We start from the raw sequence: 6,481 nt of genomic DNA on the forward strand, positions 1-6,481 counted from the left end.
CTGCGAGGGATGCGCTCCGCCCGGCTTCATATGCGGCCCGCCCTGCGCTCGGACACGAGGAGCCACAGCAGGTAGCAGCCGCCGAGCACGCCGGTGACGACGCCCACCGGGAGCTGGCGGTCCCCGAAGGCGTTCATGGCGGTCCAGTCGGCGACGAGCAGCAGGGCCGCCCCCGTGGCGGCCGCGGCGGCCAGGTTGGGGCCGGGCGCGCGGGTGAGACGGCGGGCGACCTGCGGGGCGCTGAGCGAGACGAAGACGATGGGCCCGGCGGCGGCGGTGGCGACGGCGACGAGCAGCACGGCGCAGCCCAGCAGGACGAGCCGGGTGCGTTCCACCCGTACGCCCAGGGAGTGGGCGGAGTCGTCGCCCATCTCGATCATGCGCAGCGCCCGCCCGTGGCCGAGGACCAGAGGGATCAGGACGCAGCAGACCGCGAGGAGCGGCCAGACCTGCGCCCAGTCCCTGCCGTCCAGCGAGCCGGTCATCCAGACGACGGCTCGGGTGGCGTCGACGAGGTTCGCCTTGGTGATCAGGTAGTGGGTCGCGGCGGTGAGCATCGCGGCGGCACCGATGCCGACCAGGACGAGCCGGTAGCCGTGCACCCCGCGCTTCCAGGCCAGCAGGTAGACGGCGACGCCCGTCAGGAGGCCGCCGACGACGGCGCCCGCGGCGACCTCGGTGGGCCCGCCGTGGAAGAGCACGATCACGATGAGGGCGCCGACCGCGGAGCCCTGGCCGAAGCCGAGGACGTCCGGGCTGCCGAGCGGGTTGCGGGAGACGCTCTGGAAGACGGCGCCGCCGACCCCGAGCGCGGCGCCGACGAGCAGCCCGACGAGGACCCTGGGCAGCCGCAGTTCGGTGACGATGAACTCCTGCTGGAAGGTCCCGTTGCCGAACAGCGTGGTGACGACCTGACCGGGCGACATCGAGTAGTCGCCGCTGCCGATCAGCACCACGGCGGCGAAGGCGGCCGCCGCGACGAGCAGCGCGATCACGGCGAACGCCCGTGCGTCCACGCGGAAGGAGAGCCCGCCGGCCGTCCGCACGGCGTGGACGGTCCTCGTGGTGTCCTGTGCGGCCTTCACAGCTGGGCCATCCTCTTGCGGCGTACGAGATGGATGAAGACGGGCCCGCCCAGCAGCGCGGTGACGATGCCGACCTGGAGCTCGGCGGGACGGGCGACGACTCTGCCCACCACGTCGGCGCCGAGGAGCAGCACGGGCGCGAGGACGGCGGCGTAGGGCAGGATCCACCGCATGTCCGGGCCGGTGATGGTGCGGACCAGGTGCGGGATCATCAGCCCGATGAAGACGATCGGCCCGCACGCGGCGGTCGCCGCCCCGCAGAGCAGGGTGACGGCCACCATCGCGAGGACGCGTGTACGGGTCAGGTGCGCGCCGAGCGCCCTGGCCGTGTCGTCGCCCATCTCCAGCGCGTTGAGCGGCCGGGCGATGGCCAGGGCCAGCAGCACGCCGAGGGCGATGAACGGCCACACCTTGCCGACGGTCTCCGGGTTCGCGGAGGCCAGCGACCCCACGGTCCAGAAGCGCAGCCGGTCCAGGGCCGCCGAGTCCAGCAGCTGCACCGCGTTGACGTAACCGTAGAGCGCGGCGGTGACCGCCGTGCCGGCGAGCGCCAGCCGTACGGGGTTCGCGGACCGGCTGCCGCCGAGCAGGTACACCGCGACGGAGACGATCGCGGCGCCGCCGAACGCGAACCAGACGTATCCGGTGAGCGAGGTGACGCCGAGGAAGGTGATGGCGGAGACGACAGCCGCAGCCGCGCCGGCGTTGACACCCAGCAGACCGGGCTCGGCGAGCGGGTTGCGGGTCAGCGCCTGCATCACGGCGCCGGCCAGCCCCAGAGCTGCCCCGACGATCAGCCCCAGCACGGTGCGCGGAACCCGTACATCCCGCACGAGGACGTCGCCGTTGGTGCCCGAGTAGTGGAACAGACCGTGCCACACCTCGGAGACGGGCAGCGCCTTGGCGCCGATCGCGATACTCGCGAGGCACACCAGGACCAGCACGCCCACGGCGACCAGCAGCCCCACGGCTCGCACCGCGTGGCGCCCGGAGCGCACGGGCTCGTCCGGCGCTGCCGCGGTACCGGCGTTCGTTTCGGAAGGACTCTCTACCAACACCGGGTTAGGGTAGCCTACCCTCTGGTTTCGGCCACCATGGGAGCCGAGACATCCGCTGCGCGGGCCGCCCGGATCCGCTCCGTGGAGCGTGCCGGGCGGAATTCACCACCGCGCGGGCGAGTTCCTCGCCGCTACAGTCCGAGTCTGGCCACGGCCTTCCCCGTGTCCAGCCCGCACGAGCCGTCCCCGGCATGCGTCCAGGCCGCTCCGCACAGGGCCCGCAGCCCGTCGATCGCGTCGCCGTCACCTTCCAGGACGAGCATGTCCCCACGCACCACGGCCGTCCACCCGCCGCAGCGGAACGCGCCGTCCTCCTCCGACACCTCGGGCTGCCCGGTGAGCAGGCCCCGCAGGTCCCGGTCCACATAGGTCGGGCGGTACTTGGGTTCGGCGGCGATCAGCTGCGCCGCGTCGGTCACCCCGGTGAGGACGAGCAGCGAGTCCACGCCGCCGTTGAACGCGCCCTCGATGTCCGTGTCCAGCCGGTCCCCGACGACCAGCGGCCGCTTCGCCCCGGTCCGCAGCACGGTCTCGCGGTGCATCGGCGGCAACGGCTTGCCCGCGACCTGCGGCTCGGCACCGGTCGCGATCCGTACGACCTCGACGGCGGCGCCGTTGCCGGGAGCGATGCCACGGGCGCCGGGGATCGTCAGGTCCGTGTTCGACGCGAACCACACGGCCCCGCGCGAGATCGCGTACGCCGCCTCGGAGAAGCGGCCCCAGGCCAGATCGGGCCCGCCGAACCCCTGCGCCACGGCGACGGGTTCGTCGTCCGCCGACTCCACCGGCACCAGGCCGCGCTCGCGCAGCGCGACCCGGAGCCCCTCGCCCCCGACCACGAGGACCTTGGCCCCGGACGGCAGCTGATCGGCCATCAGCCGGGCCACCGCCTGCGCCGACGTGATCACATCGGCGGCGTCGGCCGGCACACCGAGCTCGGTCAGGTGCTCCGCCACCGCGTCCGGCGTCCGCAGCGCGTTGTTCGTCACGTACGCGAGACGCATGCCGCCCGCGCGCGCACTGCCCAGCGACTCCACGGCGTGGACGATGGCGTGCCCGCCCGCGTACACCACCCCGTCGAGATCGAGCAGGGCCGTGTCGTACGCCTCACTCAGCGCCACACCGCTTCCGAGCGGCCGGGACCTGTACTGCTGACTCATATGCGTACGCTCCTCTTTCCATGCTTCTCCCCCGATCATCGCGCATCGCGGGAGCGCACATACGATGCACAAATGAACACATCCGGGCCCGCTGCCGGCGAGGGACTGCGGCTGGTCGCCTTCCGCGGACTGCGGTACGTCCCCGAACGGGTCGGCAGCCTCGCGGCGGTGACCTCGCCTCCGTACGACGTCGTCGTCCGGCCCGACGGACTGCACCACCTGGAGTCCGCGGACCCGCACAACATCGTCCGGCTGATCCTCCCGCAGGCCGGTACGGCAGCAGCACGCCACCGGCAGGCCGCCGACACACTGAAGCGGTGGCTCGCGGAGGGGGTGCTCGCCCCCGACCCGGTGCCCGTGCTCTACGTCTACGAACAGCGGGCCGGTGACATCCTCCAGCGCGGTGTGATCGGGGCCCTGGCCCTCTCCCCCGCGTCGGAAGGCGTGGTGCTGCCGCACGAGGACGTCATGGCCGATGTCGTGGAGGACCGCGCCGACCTGATGCGTACCGCGGCCGCACACCTCGAACCTCTGCTCCTGAGCTATGCGGGAGACGGCGGGCCGGGCGGCACGACGGCCGTCATCGAGCGGGTGGTGGAGCGTCTTCCGCTCCTCACCACGACGACCGAGGACGGTTTCAGCCACCGTCTCTGGGCCGTCTCCGACCCTGCGGAGCGGGCGGAGATCGAGGCCGATCTCTCCCACCGCCAGGCCCTGATCGCCGACGGCCACCACCGCTGGGCCACCTATCTGCGGCTCCAGCGGGAGCAGTCCGTCCCCGGGCCCTGGGACTTCGGTCTCGTCCTGCTCGTCGACACCGCCCGCTATCCGCTCCGGGTCCGCGCCATCCACCGGCTGCTGCACCGCCTTCCGGTCCCCCAGGCGCTCCGCGCCCTCGACGGGCGCTTCCGGGTCAGGGAGATCGAGGGACCGCTCCCCCGGGGCCTCGACGCACTCACCGAGGCCGCCGCGGAGGGCAACGCCTTTCTGCTCGCGGGCGACGGCCGTTTCCACCTCGTCGACCGGCCGGACGGAGATCTCCTCAGCCGCACGGTTCGTGCGGACCGGCCGGCAGCCTGGCGCGCACTGGACGCGACCGTGTTGCACTCCACACTCCTGGACCACGTCTGGAGGATTCCCGACGCCCCGGAGCACATCGCGTACATCCACGACACCGCGGCGGCCGTCGAGCAGGCAGAGCGGCACAATGCCACGGCAGTGCTGATGCACCCGGTCGGCGAGGACGTCGTCCGGGACCTGGCCAGACAGGGCGTCACCATGCCCCGTAAGTCGACCTCGTTCGGCCCCAAGCCGGCCACGGGACTCGTCCTGCGCACTCTCGACACGGACTGAGGAACGGGCAGCAAACAGAAGAGGGCGGCACCCGTCACGGGTGCCGCCCTCTTCTGTCAGCCTTCAGCGCTTACGCACTCACGCCTTCGCGGAGCCATCCGCGTCGTCGTCCTCGACTTCTTCGATTTCCAGGTCGTCGTCGTCGTAGTACTCCTCGACACCGTCGTCCTCGTCGTCCTGCTCCTCGGCGCCCGGCGCCTCGGCCACGACCACGGCCGGGTGCTCGTCGTCCTCGCCCATGGCGTCGACGAACTCCACACCGTCGAGCGCGGCGAGCCGGTCCGACGCATCGGTCGCGCCGTCCTTGTCCGCCTCGAGGGCCTTGCCGAACCACTCACGTGCCTCGTCCTCGCGCCCTGCTTCCAGGAGCGCGTCCGCGTACGCGTACCGCAGGCGCGGGGTCCACGAGTGGACGGCGCTGGAGGCGAGCTCCGGGCCCTGCAGCGTGACGATTGCCGCGTCGATCTGGCCCATGTCCCTGCGGGCTCCGGCGGCGACCAAGCGCATCTCGACCTGGCCGGCCTTGTCCAGCTTCTGGACCTCGGGTCCACCGGCCATGTCCATCGCCCGCTCGGGCCTGCCGAGTCCACGCTCGCAGTCGGCCATGACGGGCCACAGGTCCACGGAGCCGGTCATGCGACGGGACGCCCTGAACTCTGCCAGTGCCTCCGCATACTTCTGCGTCGCGTACGCGGCGAAGCCGGCAGCCTCACGGACCGCTGCGACACGCGAGGCCAGACGCAGTGCGATACGCGAGTATGCGTAGGCCTGCTCCGGGTCCTCGTCGAGGAGACGGGCCACCATCACGAGGTTCCGTGCAACGTCCTCGGCCAGGGTCTTCGGCAGGCTGTACAGCTCCTGCCGGACATCCTTGTCGATCTCGTGGCCGGTGACGTCGTCCGGGATGGGAAGCCGCTTGATCGGCTCACGGTCACGGTCGTCGCGGCCCTGGTAGCCACCGCGGTCGTCGCGGCCTCGGTAGCCACCGCGGTCGTTGCCCCGGTCGTTGTCACGACGCGGACCGCGATCGCCGCCGCCTCGGCTGTCGTCGCGGCGGAAGCCGCCGCCGGTGCTGCCACCACGGTTGTCGTCGCGGCGGAAGCCGCCGGGGCGGTCGTCGTCGCGACGGGGGCCACGCGGCCGGTCGTCACGGCGCTCGAAACCACCACCGGCCGGACGGCCACCACGGTCATCACGCTGACCAGCGCGGTAACCACCACGGTCGTCCTCGCGACGCGGAGCCCGGTCATCACGACGGAAGTTGCTCGGCCGGTCGTCATCGCGGCGCGGAGCACGGTCACGGTCGTCACGGCGGAAACCGCCACCGCCGCTGCCGCCTCGGCTGTCGTCACGGCGGAAACCGCCACCGGTGCTGCCACCACGGCTGTCGTCGCGGCGGAAACCGCCGGGGCGGTCGTCGTCGCGACGGGGGCCACGCGGCCGGTCGTCACGGCGCTCGAAACCACCACCGGCCGGACGGCCACCACGATCGTCACGCTGACCACCGCGGTAACCACCACGGTCGTCCTCACGACGCGGAGCCCGGTCATCACGACGGAAACCGCCACCGCCGGCGCCGGCACCACGGTTGTCGTCACGGCGAGGACCACGGTCACGGTCGTCGCGACGGAAACCGCTACCGCCGCTGCCACCACGGTTGTCATCGCGGCGGAAACCGCCGCCGGTGCTGCCACCGCGGCTGTCGTCGCGGCGGAAACCGCCGGGGCGGTCGTCGTCGCGACGGGGGCCACGCGGCCGGTCGTCACGGCGCTCGAAACCACCACCGGCCGGACGGCCACCACGGTCATCACGCTGACCACCGCGG

Annotated in this window: 5 protein-coding genes and 1 pseudogene; 2 read left to right on the forward strand and 4 right to left on the reverse strand. The window is 72.4% G+C overall.

The window, feature by feature from the left end:
- Nucleotides 1-26: 26 nt before the first annotated feature.
- The 3 genes from AB0P41_RS34115 to AB0P41_RS34125 form a co-directional block, all read right to left on the reverse strand.
- On the reverse strand, nt 27-1,085 hold the full coding sequence (locus AB0P41_RS34115; RefSeq protein WP_365935993.1) for an iron chelate uptake ABC transporter family permease subunit: 1,059 nt from the start codon (nt 1,083-1,085) through the stop codon (nt 27-29).
- On the reverse strand, nt 1,082-2,083 hold the full coding sequence (locus AB0P41_RS34120; RefSeq protein WP_365935998.1) for an iron chelate uptake ABC transporter family permease subunit: 1,002 nt from the start codon (nt 2,081-2,083) through the stop codon (nt 1,082-1,084). Before AB0P41_RS34120 ends, AB0P41_RS34115 begins: the two co-directional genes overlap by 4 nt.
- Nucleotides 2,084-2,274: 191 nt before the next feature.
- Nucleotides 2,275-3,303, reverse strand: coding sequence for an HAD hydrolase-like protein (locus AB0P41_RS34125; RefSeq protein ID WP_365935994.1), 1,029 nt, complete (start codon nt 3,301-3,303; stop codon nt 2,275-2,277).
- A 72-nt stretch (nt 3,304-3,375) separates the two neighbouring features.
- Here AB0P41_RS34125 and AB0P41_RS34130 point away from each other — a divergent pair, with 72 nt between their 5' ends.
- Complete coding sequence (locus AB0P41_RS34130) at nt 3,376-4,656, forward strand: DUF1015 domain-containing protein (protein WP_365935995.1); 1,281 nt, start codon at nt 3,376-3,378, stop codon at nt 4,654-4,656.
- 78 nt (nt 4,657-4,734) lie between these two features.
- Here AB0P41_RS34130 and AB0P41_RS34135 read toward each other — a convergent pair whose 3' ends face one another.
- Nucleotides 4,735-5,460, reverse strand: coding sequence for a hypothetical protein (locus AB0P41_RS34135; RefSeq protein ID WP_365935996.1), 726 nt, complete (start codon nt 5,458-5,460; stop codon nt 4,735-4,737).
- A gap of 78 nt (nt 5,461-5,538) precedes the next feature.
- On the opposite strand from AB0P41_RS34135, the pseudogene AB0P41_RS34140 reads away from it, so the two are divergent.
- A pseudogene (locus AB0P41_RS34140) lies at nt 5,539-6,481 on the forward strand (hypothetical protein); the annotation flags it as partial.

This window comes from Streptomyces sp. NPDC079167 (assembly GCF_040686735.1).
Taxonomy (GTDB): domain Bacteria; phylum Actinomycetota; class Actinomycetes; order Streptomycetales; family Streptomycetaceae; genus Streptomyces.